This window comes from Mucispirillum schaedleri ASF457 (assembly GCF_000487995.2).
Classification (GTDB): domain Bacteria; phylum Chrysiogenota; class Deferribacteres; order Deferribacterales; family Mucispirillaceae; genus Mucispirillum; species Mucispirillum schaedleri.
This window is the reverse complement of the sequence record NZ_CP097562.1, coordinates 1,340,664-1,361,989: the sequence shown is the minus strand read 5'-3', so window position 1 is coordinate 1,361,989 and position 21,326 is coordinate 1,340,664. Positions and strand designations below refer to the sequence as shown.

At 31.5% G+C, this 21,326-nt stretch carries 19 protein-coding genes and 1 tRNA gene; 17 read left to right on the top strand and 3 right to left on the bottom strand.

Annotation, left to right across the window (positions count from 1 at the left end):
* Positions 1-31: 31 nt before the first annotated feature.
* Genes recA through dnaB form a run of 4 tightly spaced genes read left to right on the top strand, consistent with a single transcriptional unit; the run spans position 32 to position 3,478 of the window.
* A complete protein-coding gene (gene recA / locus N508_RS06430) occupies positions 32-1,087 on the top strand; it encodes a recombinase RecA (RefSeq protein ID WP_023275581.1) in 1,056 nt (351 codons plus the stop codon).
* On the top strand, positions 1,087-1,536 hold the full coding sequence (locus N508_RS06425) for a regulatory protein RecX (protein WP_023275580.1): 450 nt from the start codon (positions 1,087-1,089) through the stop codon (positions 1,534-1,536). Before recA ends, N508_RS06425 begins: the two co-directional genes overlap by 1 nt.
* Positions 1,536-1,982, top strand: a complete 447-nt coding sequence (gene rplI, locus N508_RS06420; RefSeq protein ID WP_023275579.1) for a 50S ribosomal protein L9 — start codon at positions 1,536-1,538, stop codon at positions 1,980-1,982. The genes N508_RS06425 and rplI overlap by 1 nt, the downstream gene beginning before the upstream one ends.
* A gap of 50 nt (positions 1,983-2,032) precedes the next feature.
* Entirely contained in the window at positions 2,033-3,478 is a 1,446-nt protein-coding gene (gene dnaB, locus N508_RS06415; protein ID WP_023275578.1) for a replicative DNA helicase, read from the top strand.
* A gap of 353 nt (positions 3,479-3,831) precedes the next feature.
* Here dnaB and N508_RS06410 read toward each other — a convergent pair.
* Positions 3,832-3,905 (bottom strand) — tRNA-Arg (locus tag N508_RS06410).
* A 183-nt stretch (positions 3,906-4,088) separates the two neighbouring features.
* Here N508_RS06410 and N508_RS06405 point away from each other — a divergent pair.
* The 6 genes from N508_RS06405 to N508_RS06380 all read left to right on the top strand — a co-directional run bounded on the left by N508_RS06405 (position 4,089) and on the right by N508_RS06380 (position 10,470).
* Positions 4,089-4,868, top strand: a complete 780-nt coding sequence (locus tag N508_RS06405; RefSeq protein ID WP_023275577.1) for a DUF72 domain-containing protein — start codon at positions 4,089-4,091, stop codon at positions 4,866-4,868.
* Positions 4,868-5,122 (top strand): EscU/YscU/HrcU family type III secretion system export apparatus switch protein, encoded by a 255-nt coding sequence (locus tag N508_RS06400; protein WP_023275576.1) that lies wholly within the window; start codon positions 4,868-4,870, stop codon positions 5,120-5,122. The genes N508_RS06405 and N508_RS06400 overlap by 1 nt, the downstream gene beginning before the upstream one ends.
* A gap of 13 nt (positions 5,123-5,135) precedes the next feature.
* Entirely contained in the window at positions 5,136-5,993 is an 858-nt protein-coding gene (sppA, locus tag N508_RS06395; RefSeq protein ID WP_023275575.1) for a signal peptide peptidase SppA, read from the top strand.
* Positions 5,993-7,519: a YifB family Mg chelatase-like AAA ATPase gene (locus tag N508_RS06390; protein ID WP_023275574.1), complete on the top strand. Its 1,527-nt coding sequence runs from the start codon at positions 5,993-5,995 to the stop codon at positions 7,517-7,519. The genes sppA and N508_RS06390 overlap by 1 nt, the downstream gene beginning before the upstream one ends.
* Positions 7,520-7,673: 154 nt before the next feature.
* On the top strand, positions 7,674-9,029 hold the full coding sequence (glpT, locus tag N508_RS06385; protein ID WP_023275573.1) for a glycerol-3-phosphate transporter: 1,356 nt from the start codon (positions 7,674-7,676) through the stop codon (positions 9,027-9,029).
* A 244-nt stretch (positions 9,030-9,273) separates the two neighbouring features.
* Positions 9,274-10,470 (top strand): ATP-binding protein, encoded by a 1,197-nt coding sequence (locus N508_RS06380; RefSeq protein WP_023275572.1) that lies wholly within the window; start codon positions 9,274-9,276, stop codon positions 10,468-10,470.
* A gap of 68 nt (positions 10,471-10,538) precedes the next feature.
* On the opposite strand, the gene N508_RS06375 is transcribed toward N508_RS06380, so the two are convergent.
* A complete protein-coding gene (locus N508_RS06375; protein ID WP_023275571.1) occupies positions 10,539-12,191 on the bottom strand; it encodes a hypothetical protein in 1,653 nt (550 codons plus the stop codon).
* 222 nt (positions 12,192-12,413) lie between these two features.
* Here N508_RS06375 and N508_RS06370 point away from each other — a divergent pair, with 222 nt between their 5' ends.
* The 3 genes from N508_RS06370 (at position 12,414) to N508_RS06360 (ending at position 15,788) form a co-directional block, all read left to right on the top strand.
* A complete protein-coding gene (locus N508_RS06370; protein ID WP_023275570.1) occupies positions 12,414-14,774 on the top strand; it encodes a flagellin N-terminal helical domain-containing protein in 2,361 nt (786 codons plus the stop codon).
* Between the two features lie 71 nt (positions 14,775-14,845).
* Positions 14,846-15,022 (top strand): hypothetical protein, encoded by a 177-nt coding sequence (locus N508_RS06365; protein ID WP_023275569.1) that lies wholly within the window; start codon positions 14,846-14,848, stop codon positions 15,020-15,022.
* Between the two features lie 268 nt (positions 15,023-15,290).
* Entirely contained in the window at positions 15,291-15,788 is a 498-nt protein-coding gene (locus N508_RS06360; protein ID WP_023275568.1) for a hypothetical protein, read from the top strand.
* Here the strand turns inward: N508_RS06360 and N508_RS06355 are convergent.
* Positions 15,785-16,186, bottom strand: coding sequence for a hypothetical protein (locus N508_RS06355; RefSeq protein ID WP_023275567.1), 402 nt, complete (start codon positions 16,184-16,186; stop codon positions 15,785-15,787). The two genes, N508_RS06360 and N508_RS06355, sit on opposite strands and share 4 nt — an antisense overlap.
* 448 nt (positions 16,187-16,634) lie before the next feature.
* Here N508_RS06355 and N508_RS06350 point away from each other — a divergent pair, with 448 nt between their 5' ends.
* The 4 genes from N508_RS06350 (at position 16,635) to N508_RS06335 (ending at position 21,069) form a co-directional block, all read left to right on the top strand.
* Complete coding sequence (locus N508_RS06350) at positions 16,635-17,513, top strand: carbohydrate kinase family protein (RefSeq protein ID WP_023275566.1); 879 nt, start codon at positions 16,635-16,637, stop codon at positions 17,511-17,513.
* A 248-nt stretch (positions 17,514-17,761) separates the two neighbouring features.
* Positions 17,762-19,039, top strand: a complete 1,278-nt coding sequence (locus tag N508_RS06345) for a cytidylate kinase family protein (protein ID WP_023275565.1) — start codon at positions 17,762-17,764, stop codon at positions 19,037-19,039.
* A gap of 19 nt (positions 19,040-19,058) precedes the next feature.
* Positions 19,059-19,841, top strand: a complete 783-nt coding sequence (locus N508_RS06340; protein WP_023275564.1) for an EFR1 family ferrodoxin — start codon at positions 19,059-19,061, stop codon at positions 19,839-19,841.
* Between the two features lie 64 nt (positions 19,842-19,905).
* Positions 19,906-21,069: a hypothetical protein gene (locus tag N508_RS06335; protein WP_023275563.1), complete on the top strand. Its 1,164-nt coding sequence runs from the start codon at positions 19,906-19,908 to the stop codon at positions 21,067-21,069.
* Positions 21,070-21,326 lie beyond the last annotated feature (257 nt).

The following is a 21,326-nucleotide window of genomic DNA, read 5'->3' as shown; positions in this document are numbered from 1 at the left end:
ATTAAATTAGTAAAAAGACTTTGGAGGCACAATGGACAGCGATAAAAAGAAAGCATTAGAACTTGCTCTTGGCAAAATAGAAAAAGATTTTGGCAAAGGCTCTCTTATGCGTTTAGGTGATAAACCAGATGAAAAAATACCTGTTATACCAACAGGTGCATTATCCCTTGATATTGCTTTGGGGATAGGTGGAGTTCCAAGAGGCAGGATAATAGAAATATATGGTGCAGAATCAAGTGGTAAAACAACAATAGCACTTCATATTATTGCAGAAGCACAAAAAATGGGTGGTGTAGCAGCATTTATTGATGCAGAACATGCTCTTGACCCAGCCTATGCTGGTGCAATTGGTGTTGATACTGATAACCTGCTTGTATCACAGCCAGATAACGGAGAATCTGCTCTTGAAATAACTGAAACACTTGTTAGAAGTGGTGCTATTGATGTTATAGTTGTAGACTCTGTTGCTGCTCTTACTCCAAAAGCAGAGATAGAAGGTGATATGGGTGATTCTCATATGGGCTTGCAGGCAAGACTTATGAGTCAGGCTTTAAGAAAATTAACTGCTATTGTTAATAAATCAAAAACATGTCTTGTATTTATAAATCAAACTCGTATGAAACTTGGTGTTATGTTTGGCAACCCAGAAACTACTACCGGTGGTAATGCATTAAAGTTTTACGCCTCAGTTAGAATGGAAGTTAAAAAAGGCAATCAGGTAAAAGAAAAAGAAGAGGTTGTTGCAAATAAAATCACTGTAAAAGTAGTAAAAAACAAAATGTCGCCGCCATTTAAAAAAGCAGAGTTTGATGTGCTTTTTGGTAAAGGTATATCAAATGAAAGCATTGTTTTAGGTATGGCTGTTGATGGGGGTATTATTCAGAAATCGGGGGCATGGTTTTCTATGAATGATACAAAACTGGGTCAAGGCGAAGTCAATGCAAGAATATATTTAGAGCAAAACCCTGATGTAACAAAAGCAATAGAAAAACAGTTAAGAGCAAAATATAATATAGAAATATCTAGTGGTGAAACACAGGAACAGCAGGTAGAAAAACCATCTAAAAAGGAAGAAGCTGAAAAATAATGGCATCAATTGGGCTTAGCTATGCTTATAAACTGCTCAGCATGAGAGATTATTTTAAAAATGAGCTTTATGAAAAAATAGAAAAAAAGTGCGGCAGTTTAGAAGCAGAAAAGGCAGTTGCAGAAATGGAACAGGCAGGCTGCATTGATGATGAAAGAACTGCATATAATTATATCAGAGCAAAACTTAAATCAGGTTACGGACCATACTATATTTCTAATAAGCTGTATTTAAAATGCTGCTACAAAGATATTTCATATATAGAAGAAGTTGCAGAAAAAGAAAAGATTAATATGGAAGAATACATATTAAAATACAGCAGACGGTATATAAAAAAAGAAAGTGATAATCCATATAAAGACTACATTAAGTGCATAAATTTTTTAAAAAATAAAGGTTATGCACCAAGTGAAGTAATGAAGATAATTAAACAAGAGGATTTTGAATAATGAAAGTAATTTTTTTAAAAAATGTCAAAGGTGTAGCAAACGAAGGTGATGTTAAAGATGTAAAAGAAGGATATGCAAAAAACTTCCTTTTTAAACAAAAATTAGCTCTTGAAGCAACACCTGCAAATATGAAAGCTCATGAAGAAAAACTTGAATCACTAAAAGAACAGGAAAAATTAAAAATAGCAGAAGCAAAAGCATTAGCAGAAAAATTAAAAGCTGCAAAAATAGAGTTTAATCAAAAAGCAGGGGATACTGGCAGGCTTTATGGTGCAGTTACCAGTCAGGAAATATCTGATGCACTTGCAAAAATAGGTATTCATATTGATAAAAAGCTATTTGATATAAAAGAGCCTATCAAAGAAGCAGGCACTCACACAGTAAAGGTAAATATCTATAAAGAAGTAAAAAGTCAATTAACTGTTGTAATCAATGCCATTAACTGATACAGCCTTATTGTAATATAATTTTGTAATTTATATTATGGGGTAAAATTATGAATGCTAATAATAAAGTTATGCCTAATAGTCTTGAAGCAGAACAAGCTGTTATTGCTTCTATACTTATTGATAATGCTGTTGCAGAAGAAATTATAAGCCATTTAAGTGCAGATGATTTTTATCAGCCTGCTAATAAAGTAATACTTTCTGCCTTGCATAATCTAAACAAAAAAGGGCAGGCACTTGATTTAGTTACTCTTTTCAGCCAGTTAACAGATGAAAATAATATAGAAAAAGCAGGCGGCATAGAATATATTTCTGAACTTGTAAATAATGTGCCAAATGCAGCAAATGCTGATAAGTATATAGAAATATTAAAAGAAAAAGCAATACTCCGCAGCTTAATAAGTGCAGGAAGCTCTATTTCAAGCCTTGGCTATGAAGTAGCAGAAGATGTGGAAACATTAATAGACAAAGCTCAGAATATTACATCAAGCTTAGGGGATACAGCAAATATCAGACGGTTTGTAGAGCCTATAAGCAGCATACTTGAAAGACATCAGGAACAGTTAAATAAAATACAACAGGAAAACCAGTTTGGTAATAAAGATATTACTGGTGTGCCTTCCGGCTTTGAAGCTCTTGATAAGCTGACAAACGGGTTCCAAAAATCAGACCTTATCGTTACAGCAGGCAGACCCGGTATGGGAAAAACAGCTTTTGGTTTAAGTGTGCTTTTAAATGCAGCACAGGCTGGCAAAACATGTGCTTTTTTCTCTCTTGAAATGAGTTCAGAATCGCTTGTTAAAAGGCTTATTTCTGCAATAGCACATATAGGGCAGAAAACATTAAGAACAGGTAATTTTACAAGCGATGAGATAGAAAGATATTTAGAAGCTAATAATGTGCTTGAAAAACTGCCTATATACCTTGATGATACACCAGCAATAACAGTAAATCAGATTAAAGCAAAATGCAGAAAGCTTTATAATGAAAGCATGCTTGATATTATATTTGTAGATTATCTTCAAATTATGGGGTATGCAAAAAATCTACAGAACAGGGAGCAGCAAATATCAGAAATCTCTCGTTCTTTAAAAGGTATGGCAAAGGAATTTAATGTGCCTGTTGTTGCTCTTGCACAGGTTAACAGGAATGTAGAAAAATCAGATAATAAAAGACCAAGACTTTCTGATTTAAGGGAGTCTGGTGCCATAGAGCAGGATGCAGATATTATTATGTTTTTATACAGGGATAAAGTATATAACCCTGATACAGCATATAAGAATGTAGCAGAAATAATCATTGAAAAACACAGAAATGGTGAGCAGGGCACAGCCTATGTGGAATTTAATGCAGCATATACTCATTTTGATAAGGATATACCAGTAAACCAGAAAGAAATGGAAGCATTAGCACGCTCAACTATTAAAAAAGCAAAAACAAGCACTTCTAAAAAAGCAGGCAGTAAAATCTCTTATGATGGGGAAGTATTAGAATAATGCTGGCTCGTAATTAGTGGCTAAAAATACAAATGATTTAAATATATTATGCACTCTTGTAATATATATAATTTAGATTTTTGCCCTTAAAATCAGGCTCAGAATGACTTAATTGTAATAGTTTGTGAACTAAGCCACTAGATAAATTTCTTTTTCTTGTAAAGGTGTAAGTCCATTAGATTAATTATAGAAAATATAACTTTTTATTAATTTTTAGAAAATATTTTTTTATGTAAAAAATATAATAATTAATAGCCAAAAAGAATTTTATCAATATTTATTCAAATTTTCAATTTACTTGAGAATACAGCTTTTAGTATAAAAAACCTGCTTAGTTAAGCAGGTTTAAAAAGCGTGCCCATGAGGATTTGAACCTCAGACCCACGGCTTAGAAGGCCGTTGCTCTATCCAGCTGAGCTATGAGCACATATTAGACTGTATTTATAACCAAAAACAAGTTGCTTTGTCAAGCAAATATTTTCAAAAAAATGCAGATTTTATGCTTTATCTTGCATTTAACTTTAGTTTATAAAAATTTTCCTTGCAGAATATAGGTTATTTATGATAAAAATAATCTTTAAATAATAAATATAATAAGTGATGAGGAATAATGGAAATCAATAATACACAAGTATATGCAGGCACAAGTGGTTATAATTATGAGGATTGGAAAGGCACATTTGCACCAAAAGATACAGATAACTATGACCTGCTTACTCACTATAAAGCATCTAACCTTAATTTTCTAGAATTAACATATACATTTTACCGTATGCCTATAGCTGAAAAAATAGCAGGGATATGCGACAGGCTTGGCGATATAAAACTTTCTATCAGGCTTAATAAGTCATTAATGCGTAAAAAACCAGACAAATTAGAAATAGAATCTTTTATAGAAGGAATAACTCCAGCCATAGAGCGTGGCACAGCTGTTGCTCTACTGGCAGATTTTCACCATCTTTTTTCTGCAAGCAGGGAAAATTTTGATATTTTACTTGAATTAAAGGAAAATTTTAAAGACCTGCCTTTATTTGTGGAACTTACAAACTCTACATGGCATAAAGAAAAGTATTATGATGAATTTAAGGCAAACCAGATAGGTATATGTATAATAGATGGTCCATCTTTCCGCGGCTTTGCTCCATATAGACCAGTATGCTCAAATAGTGGTGTATATTTCAGACTTTATGGTAAAGACCCATTATGGCTCAGCGGCACAGAAAAGTTTTTAAATTATGATTATTCTGATAATGAATTAAAACGATTTATTAAAGATGCAAGAGATGTATCAGTTATGGCAAAAAATATTTTCTTTTCTTTCTGCAATGTAGAAAAAGGGTTTGCTCCAAAAAATGCAGTTACTCTTAAAAATATGATAGAGCAGGCCTAATGATAAAAAAGGCTGCTGCAGTAAAAGGTGACTTGGAAAATAATAAAGCAAAGGTTATCGCAAGCGGCAGTGGTGATTTAGCCAGTGAAATAGTGCGTATTGCAAAGGAATATAATATTGCCATAAAGCAGGATAAGGATTTAGCAGAAGTGCTTGCTGCTCTTGATGTGTATGATAATATTCCTGATGATATATATGATGCTGTAGCAGAAATTTTGCAGGAATTATATAAAATTAATAAAAATCTTCCATAGGTAAGGATAAGTTATGAAAAAATGGATAAAAGTAATAATAGCAGTTGTGATTTTTATTGTATTTGCAAGAGCTTTATTAGTTCTTTCTGGTTTGGAAACATCTGATGGGCTTACAGAGCCGTCTATTGCTGTAATGGATATAAGCGGTCAAATATTTGACAGCCATACAGTAATAGAAACACTTAAAAAATTAAAAAACAATCCATTAGTTGAAGGTGTTATTATCAGGGTGGATTCTCCCGGTGGAGCAGTTACACCAAGCATGGAAATATATGACTATGTGCTAAACCTTGGCAAGCCAGTTTATGCTGCTATGGGTTCAGTTGCTGCTTCCGGTGGTTATTTAATAAGCCTTGGTGCAGATGCAATATATGCAGAGCCATCTACCATAACAGGCAGCATTGGAGTTATTATGAATTTAGTAAATACTCAAGAGCTTATGGATAAAATAGGTGTAAAAAGTGTTGTTTTAAAAAGCGGTGCATATAAAGATGCAGGCAGTCCTGCAAGGCAGATGACTGAACAGGATAAACAAGTGCTAAATGATGTGCTTATGGATATGTATTATCAGTTTACTGATATTGTTATCCAAAGGCGTGGTATGCCAAAAGATAAAGTTATGGCTTTAGCAGACGGCAGAATATATACAGGCAGAATGGCTCAAAAAGAAAGTCTTGTTAATCATATAGGCTCATGGAGAAAGGCTGCAGAAGATATGAAAGATAAACTGAATAAACCAGCCCTTGAAATATATGAAGTGCCTGCACCTAAAACAATGCTTGAAAAACTTACAGAAACCAGCTCCAAATCTGAGCTTGGCAGGATACTTTCCACAAAAACAGGTTTTTTCTATCTGGCGGAAATATATTAATGTTTGCCAAAATAAAATCATCATACCTTAATGGTATATCTGGAGTGGGGGTAGATGTGGAATGTGATGTTTCCTCATATGGTCTGCCCTCTTTTTCTATTGTAGGTCTTGGTGATAATGCTATCAAAGAAAGTAAAGAGCGAGTAAAAGCATCTCTTAAAAATTTAGACTATCATTTTTTTAATCATCCTGTAACAATAAACCTTGCCCCTGCTGATATGAAAAAAGACGGAAGTCATTTTGATTTGCCTGTTGCTGTCTCTATATTGAAAGCAGTGGGTATTATAGATAAAAATCTTGATGAATATTTAATACTTGGCGAGCTTTCTCTTGACGGCAGGCTGCGTGCAGTAACTGGTATATTATCTATGACAGAATATGCAATGGAAACAGGTATAAAAAAAATAATACTGCCTGTAGAAAATGTTATGGAAGCATCTTTAATACCAGATGTGGAAGTTTACGGCTTTGAAAGCTTATCAGATGTAATAGGATTTTTAAGGGGTGATATTGAGAAACAGCCTGTAATAAACAGTAAAGTTTTAGATGAAATATCATTTATAGATTACGGTATAGATTTTAAAGATGTAAAGGGTCAGTTTGCAGCCCGCCGTGCAGCAGAAGTGGCAGCAAGCGGTATGCATAATTTTATAATGATAGGAAGCCCCGGCAGTGGCAAAACAATGATTGCAAGGCGTATGCCATCTATTCTTCCGCCAATGACATTAAAGGAAGCTCTTGAAACAACAAAAATCCATTCAGTTGCAGGTCTAATTAAAGACAGCGGCAGGCTTATAAATAAAAGACCATTTGTCAGCCCCCACCATACATCAAGTAATATTGCAGTTATTGGTGGTGGAACAAAAGCTAAGCCCGGTAATGTAAGCATTGCTAACAGCGGTATTCTATTTCTTGATGAGATGCTTGAATTTTCAAGAAGTGTTTTAGAAGTTTTAAGACAGCCTTTGGAAGATAGATTTGTAACTATTGCAAGAGCAGGCAGAACTGTAACATATCCTGCTAAATTTATGCTTGTAGCAGCAATGAACCCATGTCCGTGTGGTTATTTAGGGGACAGCCGTAAAGACTGCACATGTTCGCAGAATGCAATAGACAGATACCGTGCAAAACTTTCAGGTCCTATGCTTGACAGGATTGATTTAATATCTCATGTAGAAGCTGTTGATTATAAAGATTTAATGGACTTGCAGGAGGGAGAATCTTCTGCTGATATTCGCTGTCGGGTAATTAATGCGCATAAAATACAGGCTGAGAGATTTAAAGATGAGGGGATACTTTATAATTCTGAAATGAGTGAAAGCATGGTAAGGAAATACTGCAATCTAGATGACAATGCCTTAAAAATAATGGAACAAATCATGTCAAAACATAATATTTCAGCCCGTTCCTACTCTAAAATCTTAAAAACCTCAAGAACCATAGCAGATTTAAACAGCTGTTCTAAAATAGAATGCACTCATATATTAGAAGCATTTCAAATGAAACTGCCTGATAACAATATATAAATACAACTAAATCTATTCTATAATAAAATATTGATTGACATAAATATAGTATCGATGTAAAAATACATCATACTAACAGTCTGATTATATTTGCCTGTTTTTCTTCCTTTTTAAAAGATAGTTTTATTTTATATCATATTAGGGAGGTATAAGTATGATAAATATTTTTAAACCTGCTCCTCACATTGAGAGAGTGCCTGAAGAACAGGTAGACCTTCTTTATAAGCGTCTGCGTGTTCAAATTTTTGTGGGTATATTTATAGGCTATGCAGCATATTATTTTGTCCGCAAAAATTTTGGTTTGGCAATGCCTTACCTTATTGAAGAATATGGATATACAAAAGGCGAGCTTGGTATTGCTCTTTCTGGTGTATCTATAGCCTACGGTTTTTCAAAATTCATTATGGGTTCATTCTCTGACAGGGCAAATCCACGGGTATTTTTACCAGTCGGCTTAATTCTGGCAGCTTCTATGATGCTTATTATGGGTAGATTTGAATGGGCGACTTCTTCTGTTACTATAATGTTTGTCCTTCTCTTTCTTTGTGGATGGTTTCAAGGTATGGGCTGGCCTCCATGTGGGAGAACAATGGTTCACTGGTGGTCTCATAAAGAGCGTGGAACTATAGTTTCCTTATGGAATGTTGCTCATAATGTTGGAGGGGGGCTTCCACCAATATTCTTTTTATGGGGTATGGCTTGGTTTCATGACTGGCGTGCTGCTTTTTATATGCCTTCTCTTGCAGCTATTACTGTTGCTGTATTAGCTTTCTTTTTAATGAGAGATACTCCACAGTCATGTGGTTTACCATCTATTGAAGAATATAAAAACGATTATCCACCTGATTATAATAAAGACACATCAGAAAAAGAATTAACTGCAAAAGAAATATTTATGCAGTATGTATTCCCTAATAAATTATTATGGTTTATAGCTATCGCTAATGTATTTGTTTATCTCATTCGTTATGGCATATTAGACTGGTCGCCTACATATTTAAGAGAAGTAAAAGGCTTTGAAATGCAGATGAGCTCAATAGGTTATTTTTTATATGAATATGCAGGTATTCCCGGCACTCTTCTTTGTGGCTGGATGAGTGATAAAGTTTTTAAAGGCTCAAGAAGTATTACAGGTCTTTTCTTTATGATACTTGTAACAATAGCTGTTACAATATTCTGGTTAAACCCAGCTGGCAATCCAACAGTTGATATGGCATGTATGATAGCTATTGGTTTCTTAATATATGGTCCTGTTATGCTGATAGGGTTATATGCATTAGAGCTTGCTCCTAAAAAAGCAGCAGGAACAGCGGCAGGCTTTACTGGACTTTTTGGTTATCTTGGCGGTTCAGTTGCAGCAAGTGCTATAGTTGGCTATACTGTAGACTTTTTTGGCTGGAATGGTGGTTTTATAGTTATGATTGGCGGCTGTATTTTAGCAATTATTCTTCTTTTCATGACAAAACTCAATGAAAACAAACAAAAAGCCATAAATGCAAAAATGAGTTAGTAACATATTTTGTAATATATAAATTAAGAAGCAGGAATAAAACTTTCTGCTTCTTTTTTTGACTGTGTCATAAGCCATATAAAAAGATAATTCCATTAGAAATACACATTATTGACATATATTCATTTTAACTGCAAATAAGAAAGCTCTTGATTAATAATTAATTATTATATAAATTAAAGAAAAATATACTAAATATTAAATATAATGTAAATATGAAATATGACTGCATATTGGAGTTGTTTTGAGATTTGTAAGGCGAAGTATAGTTGAATATATTAGAAAACTTGGAAATATAGATAAACCTGTAATTATAACAGGTATGCGTGGAGCAGGTAAACTTTCTGCTGCCTGCTCATATTACGATAATATTCCATGTGTTCCTTTAAGCAATATTAAAGAAATGCTGCTTGCAAATAATTCCACCAGTCAATTTTTCAGCAGACATAAACCGCCTTTAATAATCAATGATATTCAGTATTCATTAAATCTGCTCCAGCATATTACAGAAATTGAAAATAAAAAAATAATCTTTATTGCAAATCAGCAGCTAGACTTCACGAATGAGTATAAAGAATATATGCAGAATAAATGTATATATTTAGAATTAATGGGGCTTTCTATTTATGAAATGGCAAATATGGGGCATATACAGAAACCGTTTGTGCCGTCAAAGCGTCCACCATGTATTATAAGCAAAAAAAGTATTCACCATACTTATAAACTGATATGGCGTGGATTTTTCCCAGACTATGAAGAAACAGATGATTTTGATATATGGGATAATTTTTACAGCAGTAAAATAGAAAATATATTACAGAAAGATATAAATGATAAAATAAGTGTAACTAATAAAGCAGTTTTTCTAAATTTTTTAACAATCATGGCTTTCTACACAGGAAAGGAATTAAATATTACAGAGATAGCAGAGAAAGTGAATGCTGTGCCAAATACAATAAAAAGCTGGGTGTATATATTAGAGCAGGCAGGTATTGTTTATTTATTAAAGCCATATTATACAGAAAATACAAAGCGGTATATAAAAGCACCAAAAATATATATGACTGACACAGGGCTTGCAGCATGGCTTTTGTCAATAAACAGTGCAGAAGAACTTGAAAAAAGTAATCTAAGCAGCAGTTTTTTTGAAACTTTTGTTATTATGGAGATTTTAAAAAGTTACAGACATAACGGCAGAAAAGCATTGTTTTACCATTACAGAGATAACTCAAAAGTATCTATTGACTTATTAATAGAAGATGAAGAATATTTTTATCCAGTAAATATTAAAAATATATCTGAGCCTGAAAATAAATATATTTCATCATTTAAAAAAGCAGTGCTTCATAAACAGCTTGGATATGGTGCTGTAATATGTTTAACTGATATGTATAAAGAGTTAAATAGTGAAGCTGTGGCATTATCAATATGGGAGATATAGCAAATATGCACTGCTGACATTTTAAGCCTGATTTTTAGAGATGAAAAATATTTTGTTAGATAATTCGCCTATTCTACACCCACTAATTTAGCACATTTTTTACTGCTGTATGATTTATCTCTTAAATTTTTAAGATAGTCTAATGTAACATCATGGATAGATTTTTTATTTTCAGCACTATAAGTATAATATGTGCATGCTGCTTTCTTATCAGCTATACCTGTAATATTTTTATAAGAATATAGATAAAAGCTGTCATTATCTAATATATAAGTATAAAAATTATTTCCATAAGCTGTTCTTTCGTCACTATATATCATACTGCATAAAAGCAGATTATTTTGAGCACTGCATTTTTGAAGAGTTCCACCATTATCAAGATATGAGTAATCCTTTAATACTGCATACTGCCCCATATCTTCCCAGAAAGTAATAACAGTATTTTTCCATCTGCTGTTAATGCCATCATAGCCATAAGCATAGTTATGGTATGATATAAATATGTAAAATGTTTTGTTATTAACAGCATAAGTTCCAGCATTATAAATATCAGCATGTTTATCTGACTTTTTAACAAAGGCAGTTATGTTTTTTTCAATATTATCTTTACTGACTTTTTGGTTTAAAGAAAGGTTCAGCTTATATGGTTTGATATATTTATCCATATTATCTACAAATAAAGAAATACCGTCATAGTAAGAATCAGTCAGCTCTAATAGTTTAGAATCTTTAAATCTTGCTTGAATATACAGCGGTTTTGCATAGCCAGACTGGTTATTTACAGGGTCATTTTCAAGGGTAACATATATAATATTATTTTTTTCGTATACTGTTTTAGGGTATAATAATAAGGTTGTTCTGCTTTCAGCATTTGTATAAAATGTTTCAACAAAATTATAATATGAAGAAAAATTGTAATAATGGTATCCAGTATATCCGCCAAAGAAAAGACTGTAATAAGCAGTAAAAAGCGGACTGCCTGCTTTATCAAAATCAATACTAAACCATAACCCTTTTAATGAATTTCCATTTTTATCTTTAATATCTGCAAGATTTATTTTTTTATTCAGGTTATATCTTTCATTTACTGCATTTATAAGTTCATCTGCAGCTTTTTTATATGCTTTATAATAATCATACTTAGTAACTTTTGTTTTAAAGTCATTCTGCATATATTCCTTATATCTTTCTATATACATAGCAGTATATTCAAGTATAATTTTCTGTTCTTCCGGCATATAGTTAATATTAAATAAAATATAGCTTATTAAAATACGGCTTCTTAAAGCTATATAAAAGTAACTTTCATCAAAAGACGCAAAGTTTGAAATATCATCTTTATATTCATTTATACACATTAAAGATAAATCTAAATAAAGTTTATAAAGTGGGATTTCCACAGATTTTACTTTTTTATTTTTTATGCTGTCTTGCAGCTCTGCCTGTAAATGATGATAGCGGAATATAATATTATTTTTTTGATTTTTAGTAATATTTGGATATTTTTTATTAAGCTCTAAAGCATCCTGAAGCTGCTTCCTAATTTTTGCTTTAATATCAGTATAGTTTGATTTAGTAGAAGTATTTTCCCATCTTAAATCAGCAGGCGGCAGAATAAAGCCTATACGCATTACTTCATAAATGCTGTTATCAAGGGAGATATTTTCAGCATATATGCTGAATGGAAACAAAAGAATAAAAAGCAATAAAAATCTGCACATATAAGCTCCTCAAGTCATAGTTTATAAAAGTATAAATTTTTTTTTAATATAAGTAAAATATTTTCTAAAGTTTTGTTTTACTATTCCGATAAAGAATAAAACGGCAGGGAAGCCGAGAAAAAAGATTAAAAAAACTAAAATTTTATTAAAGTATTTTTAAGTTTTTACGATACATATACCATACAAGGTTGGGACTCTATTGAATAAGTCAGGGAGGACAAGATGTCAACAGGTATGATTACTAACTCAAATTTGTTTTCTTTATCAAGCTTAGTTGCTGCTGGTAGAAATCAGAGCGATTTAAGCCAGTCAATAAATAGACTTTCTTCAGGATTACGCATAAATACTTTTATGGATGACCCATCTCGTATGGCAATATCTGAAAAAATGAGGGGCTTTATTTTAGGTCTGCAAACTTCATCACAAAATGCACAAGATGGTATTTCATATCTTCAAACAGCAGAAGGTGCTGCAAATGAAGTATCTAATATGCTTCAAAGAATGAGAGAACTAGCAGTTGAAGGTGCAAATGGTGTTTATTCTGCTAATGACAGACTAGAAATTCAAAAAGAAATAGACCAGTTAAAAGAAGAAATTGACAGGATTTCTGAAACTACTCAATTTAACACTAAAAAACTTATTAATGGTGAATCAAGCGGTGCTTGGAACAGCGGCACAGATAAAATCAGTGCAGTTATTAATGGCACAGTAGCTGATGGCAACTATGATATTAATTTTAATGTAAAACCGGGTCAAAACCAAGTGCAGTCTACTCAAATTTTTACATTAAGAGAAGGTAAACTTGGTGCTTATGTAGGAAGCCAAGGCACTACAAATATAGGTCAGGTAAGCAATCCTTATAATATTCAAGATACAGAAGAAGGCAGCTATTCTGTAACAATTCAAAACCCAACAGATGGTGGTGCAGCTGGTGCACAGATGTCATCATCTATGACTTTTATTAACAGCTACCAAAAAAATGGCTCAAATATGGCTTTTGGCTCAGTTACTGCAGTTACTACAAATGAAAGTGGTTACTTTATGATAGAATTTACAGAAAACAGCACTAATGCAGCAGCTGGTGCAGGTTACAGAGTAAAATTTATTTCTGCAGAAAATGGTGAAGAAGGTCAGTGGTTAGATTTTACATCAGTAAATGGTAAATTACAAGGCTCATATAACTCTAATGGCTTTAACTTAAACTTTGAAATACCTATGCTTGCGGGAGCAGATACAGTAAATGATGGCGATAAATTCCTTTTTTCTGTAACTGATTCAAAAGGCGTTGCAAATGATGATAATTTAATTGCAAATGGCGGCGGTGCTTTACAAATCAGCCATAATGGAGTTCAAGGTCCTGTAATAGTTTATAATCAGCCTGATTCATTAACTAAACCAGATGATAAAGACGGCATAGTTGACTATAACAATGTAACAGTGCATACAGTAACATTAGACAGCAAAACTGGAACATTTAATGCTGGAGAAATTACATTAGGATTTAAAGAAAATACTGGTGCTGCTGCAAATGGTCAGACTTTATCAGGAACAGCAACAATAGAAGTCCGCAAAGGCGGTAAAGCTGCTACATCTACAACAAAACTTTCAGAGCTTGCAAACTTTGTAGATGAAAATGGTGTTGAGCTTTTTGCTGTAACTCAGGAATTAAAAATATATGGAAACAATAAAAATACTACAATCTATTTAGAAGGTGATGATACTATTCAAGATGTAGTAGATAAAATAACAAAAGCAATTACTCAAGACTTAGATATGGGCAGCGGTTTAACAGAAGTTGATAAAAAACTCATATCTTTTAACCAGACAGAAAGCACAGGGTTTGGTGTAGTTCCAGGAACTATGATACTTCAATCAGCTTTAACTGGCAAAGATGGCGAGCTTTCATTTATTGGAAGCCAAAAATTAATGGACGCACTCGGTCTTGAAGTTGTGCAGGAATCAAGCCAGAATATACAAACTATTACTGCAAAAGACAACTTAACTGGTGTAATATCAGGGGAAAGAGTAACAAGCAATTCAAGAGTAACAGATGTTATTCCCGGAGTTGATTTAATAGTTGATACAAGAACTGGTGTTGATGCTTATTATAATACAGGCACAGGCAAAATTGATTTTAAGCCAAGCAGCAGACTTGAAAACCAAAACTTAAATCTGCATATAGTTGATGCAAGAACAGAAATACAAATAGGCACAGAAAAAGGCGAAAAATTAGATGTATCTCTTCCAGCATTAAATACTGCAGCTTTAGGTATAGGCAATACAAACATTAATACTCAGGATGATGCTCAAAGAGCTATTACTGAAATAGATAACGCATTAACTAAAGTTGTATCAACAAGAGCAAAAATTGGTGCATATATAAACAGATTAAACAGCACAATAAATACTCTTGCAACAGCAGAAGAAAATACTACATCAAGCGAATCTAGAATAAGAGATACTGATATAGCAAGAGAAACAACAGCAATGACTACTGCACAAGTTGCATATCAGGCAAATATTGCAATACTTGCACAGGCTAACCAAATACCTGCAATTGCTTTATCGCTTTTACAAGCATAAGAGCATAAAAGAGAATATAAAATAAAATTAAAAAATAAATGCAACGAACAAAACATTTGAGGAGGAGCATTATGGCAGCATTAAGTATTAACAAAAACGAACAACAAATTGGCGGAAAATCACAACTTACTAAACTTTATGAAATAATGAGAGAAACTATGGAACAAGGCTTTTATGGCTCTGTTGAAGTAAAATTTGAAGCAGGTAAAGTTACTATCATTAAAAAAACTGAATCTATCAAAATATAGTATAGATAGATATTTATAAATGGCGGAAATGGATATTATTAATTAAGACTATTAAACTCATTAATAGAAATACAATGCTCAAAACAAAAATGCAGGACATTTTGTCCTGCGTTTTTTATTTATCAAATTATATAATAAATATTATACTGCATTTAAAGCATATCATAAATGATTTTATCCTAAAAAGTTCTTGAATTTAATTGTAAGACAGATAAATATTTATTGACATTATAGTTAAATTTATTAATATTTTAAAGAGGATAATTTTATGGCACAAAATATTAAAGATGAAAAAATAGAAAATATAATTAAAGAAACTATTATTCCAGATTTAGAAAAACTTTTATCAAAAGAGTATGAATCAGATTTAGAAATTTTAAATGCACTGGATGAACTTGAAATATCTTGGAAAAATCTGCATATTCCAAATGAATATGATACATCATTTGATATGCTTGTAAATGATAAATGCTCAAAAGAAGATATATACGGAATTCTGCCATACAGTCATATTTATATATATGTAATGAAACTTATAACATATCTTTTTTATAATAACAGTAAGTTTGATACTGAGCTTTCTCTGCTTTCATCACTTAATCAGATATGTATAGATAAAGCAGAAAATAAAGAAAAAGCAGAATATATTATGGAACATATAAGTTATCAGCAGGATATTGCTATGGCAAAAGATAAAGAAAAGGAAGAAATTATAAAAGCTGCTATGGCTGAAAATGCAGAAGCCTTTAAAAATATCTGCTTTTAGTAAAAAGGTTTAAATATCACAGCAATATAAAGCACAAATAAAAATATAAATAAAAAAAGATACAAAATATAAGCGGCTGGCTTTGATATATTAAAACTGTTTACTGCAAAATAGGATATTACAGTTGAAAGCAGCACACCAGAAGATAATGTTATCATTAATTCTATGCTTATAAAAAGTGAATGTTTTATATGGAATATTAAAAAGTTTAATACATAAAATACCATTAATATTGCCATAAATATTGCAAAATCAAACATTACAGAATTATATATTTTAACAATTTTTAATGGCAGTGATTTATAAAGAGGTATAACTGCAAGCACATATACTACATATAAAGTAAATGTTATAATACAAAATATTTGAATATAAAGAGTAATAATATCAGCTGTCATACCATCTCCATTTTATAAGATATTATAGTATAATTATACACGAAAATCTACCTTTTTACTAATCAGCACAGTAAAAAGGTAAATCAAGTTTAACTTATACTTTTCCTTGTAACAAATACTGCAAGAGAATTTAAAGTTAATTTATCCTTTATTTCCAAATTTATCTTTGTATTTGAAAAAACATGCTTGGTCGCAGGAAATGCTCCCCCGCCGCTTGCTTTCAGACAGCTCGTCCTGTCCCTGCATTGTCTTACTGAGCTTGTTTTATAAGCGAAGTATCTAAAAATATGATAATTTAATATATTATGCACTGCTGTAATATATATATAATTTAGATTTTTTGCCTTGCTCAAAATTACTGTAGCCCAAAAACACATATATCAGGTAAATCTATTGACATATCTATTTTTTATGTGATTATATATCAGTAATATATGTGGAGTATATAATGAAACAGCATCCTTTAATAGTAGGAATAGGCGAGCTTTTATGGGATAAGCTGCCTAGTGGAAAACAAATTGGTGGAGCACCTGCCAATGCTGTATATCATGCATCATGCCTTGGAGCAGAAAGCTATGCTGTCAGTGCTGTTGGTAAAGATAAACTTGGTGATGAACTTTTAGAAGCAATTTCTAAAACAAATATGCATACAACTATTGAAAGAGTTGATTATCCAACAGGCTTAGTTCATGTTACTTTAAATAATGGTATGCCTGAATATAATATTGTAGAAAATGCTGCATGGGACTATATACCATTAACAGATAATGCACTTACTCTTGTTAAAAAAGCAGATGCAGTATGCTATGGCACGCTGGCAAGCAGAAATGATATATCTCACAATACAATTATGACTTTATTAAAGCATACAAATCCATCATCATTAAGGCTTTTTGATATTAATTTACGAGCAGCATATTATTCTAAACAGCTTATTACAGAGCTTATGACTTATGCTGATATTTTTAAAATGAATAGTGATGAGGCGATTATATTAAAAAATATGCTTGATATAAATATATCTGATGATGATTTATGCAGAATGATTTTAGAAAAGTATGATTTAAAATATTTAATATATACAAATGGCAGTTTAAGCTCAAACATATATACTGCTGACAGGATATCCACATTAAAAACACCAGCTGTTAAAGTAAGTGATACTATTGGGGCAGGTGATGCATTTTCTGGAGCATTTATTTATTATATTTTATCAGGTCTTTCTTTAGAAGAGACGCACCTTATGGCAGTAAATACTGCTTCATTTGTATGCACACAAAGCGGAGCATGGTCAAAATATCCAGAAACTATGCAGAAATTTATATAAGTCAGCTAAATTATAACAAAATATATAATCAATTTATAATTAAATACTGTCATAAATAAATATGAATTATACAGCTGCTTTAAAATATATCTTATGTATTAAAATGACCTTTATTAAATTTTATAATTATATATTGCAAAAAATAATTTTTTTTGATAAATATTTTTATCCAACAAATTTCTTAATTTATTTTATTTTTTTCTGACAAAACGAGCCTATTCTCTTTTGCCACATTTTTAGGAGTTTATATGAGTAAATCTTTATTTATTGAAAGATTAATTGTGTCTATTTTTGGCTTATTTTTAATGTCGTTAGGTATATCTTTTGCAGTTCGCAGTAATCTTGGAATTACACCTATATCCTGCCCGCCTTATGTGTTAAGCCACTATTTCACAAACTACACATTAGGGCAGTTAACTGTTGGCATGCATATTACAATGATTATTGCTCAAGTTATTATTTTAAGAAAAGATTTCCCAAAATCTCAATATTCTCAAACACTTGTAAGTTTTTTATTTGGCTTTTTAATAGATGGCTCTATGTGGCTTACTCAGTCAATAACAGCACCAAATTATCTGGTGCAGATTTTATATGTGCTTTTAGGCTCACTGCTTGTATCAATAGGTATTATATTTGAAGTAACACCAAAGCTCTTATATTTAGCAGGTGATGGTTTAATGATAACAGTTGCAAGAGTGCTAAACAGACCTTTTGGTCAAATAAAAGTAGTATTTGATATAACTCTTGTATCATTTAGTATAATGGCAGGTTTACTGCTGCTTAATCACATAATAGGTGTGAGAGAAGGAACTATAATTTCTGCAGTTTTAGTTGGCATTATCATAGCAAAACTTAATCCTGTAATAAGTCCATTTATATTAAGGTTTTTGGAAAGGCGTGAAAAACATAAAGATAAAGTGCAGGGATATAATATTATTACAATAGGCAGAGAGCTTGGCAGCGGTGGCAGAGAAATAGGGCAGAAACTTGCAAAAAAATTAGGCTGGAAATTTATTGACAGGGAGTTTATAAGAGATGCAGTTATAAAAAGCGGGCTTTCTGGTGATTTTGTAGAGCGTAATGACCAGCAGATGACATCAGCTGAAAAATTACTTAGATATATATCAATGGATAATATATTTAATGATGAAAACTTATCAGATAATGACAAACTTTTTATTGCTCAAAGCAAAATAATAAAAGATGCAGCATTAAAAGGCAGATGTGTTATTGTGGGACGATGTGCTGATGTGGTGCTTTATGACTGTGACAGCTGCTTTAATATATTTATTTCAGCTGATAAAGAATTTGCAAAAAAACGAGTAGCAGAAGAGTTTAAATTAACAGAAGATGAAGCAGTAAAATATATTGATAAAATAAACCATCTTCGCAGCAACCACTATAATTACTATACAGGCAGAACATGGGGAGAGCCTTCAAGATATGATATGTATATAAAAAGTTCAAGTTTAGGTGTAGACAGAGCTGTAGATGCTGTATATAATGCTGTGAAACAAAATAAATAAGGCAGCATAGGGATAAAAAATGGATATTCAAAAATCAAAATCAATATTTTTCAGCCCTGCAAGAAAAACAGGTAATATTCTTTCACTTTTTGTATCAAGTCTTGGCTATGATGCAGAAAAATATAATATTACAAGCTATAAAAAGCGAGATATATCAGTAGAATTTTCATCAAATGAAATAGCTGTTTTTGCATACCCTGTATATGGGGGCAGAGTGCCTTATATTATGTCAGAACAACTTAAAAAGATAAAAGCAGATAATACACCTGCTGTTATAATAGCAGTTTATGGCAATAGAGCTTATGAAGATGCACTTTTAGAAATGCAGAATATCTTATCAGAAAAAGGGTTTATTGTAATTGCAGCAGCTGCTTTTATTGCAAACCACTCTATTATGACAAAAGTAGCAGTAAATAGACCAGATGAAAAAGATAATGAAAAAATAAAAGATTTTGCTGATAAAGTGAAAAATAAAATAAAGAATATTAATAATATATCAAATGAAAAGAAACTTAATCTTTACGGCAGCTTTCCATATAGAGAATATAACGGCATACCATTAAAACCAAAAGGGGACAGCAAATGCACTGCATGTGGAGCATGTGTACAAAACTGCCCAGTAAATGCAATTATGGCAGAAAATCCAAAAGTGACAGATAAAACAAAATGTATTACATGTATGGGCTGTGCTGCAATATGTCCGCAGAATGCAAGACATTTAAATAAAATACTGCATTTCCTTTCTGAAATACCATTTAAGAAAAAACATGGAGCCAGAAAAGAGCCGGATATATTTATATAAATGTTTTGACATATTTTATAAAATACATTTATATTATATAAGACATTTAAAATATAAGGTATAAATGATGAAATATATTTTAGCTTTAATAAGTGCTTTTGCAGTAATACTTGCTGTTATTTTAATCCAAAAGCAAAGTGAAGACAAAAACAGTGCAGTATCAAAAACAGAAAAAACATCAGATATTGCAGAATTAGTCAGCAAATTAAAGCCACTTGTTGATGAAGTATCTTTAAAACATTTCCAAAATGATGAAGCAGTGTATAATAATTATAAAAATCATCTTATGATGATAGATATGTTATCAGAGCAGATTATGGATAATATTACAGATATTAAGGCATTTGAAAAATATAATATTGAAGATTACAATGCCTTTCGTTTTAGTGCCAAAATGGATTTGCTTTCATCACTTTCTACAGCAAGTCTTTATGAAAAACAGGATAATATGACAAGTGCTGCTTTTGCAAAATCTTTTCTTGAATATATAAAACTATATTCTATCCCGCTTAAAAGCCTTTATAATGAAAATATAGATGTAAATAATTACTTAAAGGAATATAAAGAGCCATACTATAATCACCAGCAGGGTATGCAGGAATATAAAAGGCAGTTATCATTTTTAAATAATATTCAAAAAATAATAGATACATTAAATCTTTCAGAAGAAGATAATAAAATCAGATATAATCTTATTGATAAATCATATAAAAGCTATGTTTTATACAGCATAAATTCAGGACTTTATGAAAATATAGAGCAGTTTGCTCAGTGGGAAATATATAAAGATAAATATATACTTGATGACTATCAGCAGACATATTTAAATAATCTTTATAAATATAAATCAATTAAAGCATTGAAAAATGTATATTTAGTAAAAATTTATATGCAGTTTATAATGCTTGATGATAAATATGCAGAAAATTTATCAAATCTGGCAGCAATGGAGCAGGAATATCCAGAAGAATTTTATGAAGAAAGTACTCTTTTTGTAAGCGGCTGCACTAATCCTGAATATCTGCTTGAAAATACATTAAATAAATGTATTGATTTTATAAAAAATGCAGAAAAAGATGATGCATTTTCATATTTAGAAGATGAGAATATTGCAGATTATGTTATGGTAAATGATACACTCTGTGCATCAAAAAATGATTTTGGATGTAAGTTTTATAATAATGATAATATAATGTGTAAAACATTAAAAGAAAGGTTTTCAGATTAATAATTTATATCCGTTATTTTCAAATATGTCATTGCATGGTTGCAGTAAATGCTCCCGTTGCTTACTTTCAGATGGGACTTCCTGTCCCTTTCCTTGTCATCCTGAGAGTGATAAGGCGGGGTATCTACATATGATAATTTAATATCTTATACAATACTTTAATATATATCATTTAGATTTTTCGCCTTTAAAATCAGGCTCAAAATGACTGGCTGCACAAAATTTTTGGATAAATCCAAAAAATCCTGTATAATAAA